The sequence below is a fragment of the Elusimicrobiota bacterium genome (assembly GCA_016788905.1).
GTDB lineage: Bacteria > Elusimicrobiota > Elusimicrobia > FEN-1173 > FEN-1173 > JADKHR01.
In genome coordinates this window covers 1-804 of the sequence record JAEURZ010000050.1, presented here as the reverse complement: position 1 = coordinate 804, position 804 = coordinate 1, and the positions used below count along the sequence as shown (strand labels likewise).

Here is an 804-nt window from a genome sequence, read left to right as displayed (position 1 = left end):
AGGTCGAAGTAGCGGCTAGCATCCAGCTGGGTAATGAGTGACTGGGTGGCATCATCTTTGGAAAAATCCAGCACCGCTATCTTTGAATTCTTCACCTCGTTGGTAAGCGCAAACCCGAAGATCACGATCTGTACCACGGGCATCCCCAGCAGGATAAACATCGTACGCTTATCCCGCCAGATGTGATAGAATTCTTTTTTTATAAATGCAAAAAATTGTTTCATGTAAGGTTGAACAGTTTAATAACCGGGCCAATCGTTGATAGACACTACTTACTACTTATGAGTTACGACTTATGACTTATCACTTACAACTCACTCCCCTCTCACCGCTTTCCTCGCCAGCTTCAGAAATACTTCATCCATTGACGCTGCAGCATACGTTCTTTTCAATTGTGCCGGTGTATCAAGCGCTTCCACTTTGCCATCCACCATAATGCTCACCCGGTTGCAATACTCCGCTTCATCCATATAGTGGGTGGTTACAAAAATGGTGATACCCAGCTCCGCCGCCTGGTAGATCATACTCCAGAATTCACGCCTCGTTACCGGGTCCACACCTCCCGTCGGTTCATCAAGAAATACAATTTGCGGTTCATGAAAGATCGCCACCGAAAAGGCCAGCTTCTGCTTCCATCCCAGGGGCAGCGACTTCACCAGAACATCTCCTTCCTTTTCCAGGTGCAGGTGATGCAGTATAAAAGCCGTTTTCTTCCGGATAAAATCATTCGTCATCCCATAAATACCACCATAGAAGCGCATGTTCTCTTTTACCGTGAGGTCATCATACAGGGAGAACTTCTGG

Annotated in this window: 2 protein-coding genes; both read right to left on the bottom strand. The window is 46.6% G+C overall.

The window, feature by feature from the left end:
• On the bottom strand, nucleotides 1-224 hold a 224-nt coding region (locus tag JNK54_10735; GenBank protein ID MBL8024734.1), incomplete at its 3' end, for an ABC transporter permease.
• A gap of 90 nt (nucleotides 225-314) precedes the next feature.
• The coding region (locus tag JNK54_10730) for an ABC transporter ATP-binding protein (GenBank protein MBL8024733.1) at nucleotides 315-804 on the bottom strand (490 nt) is incomplete at its 5' end.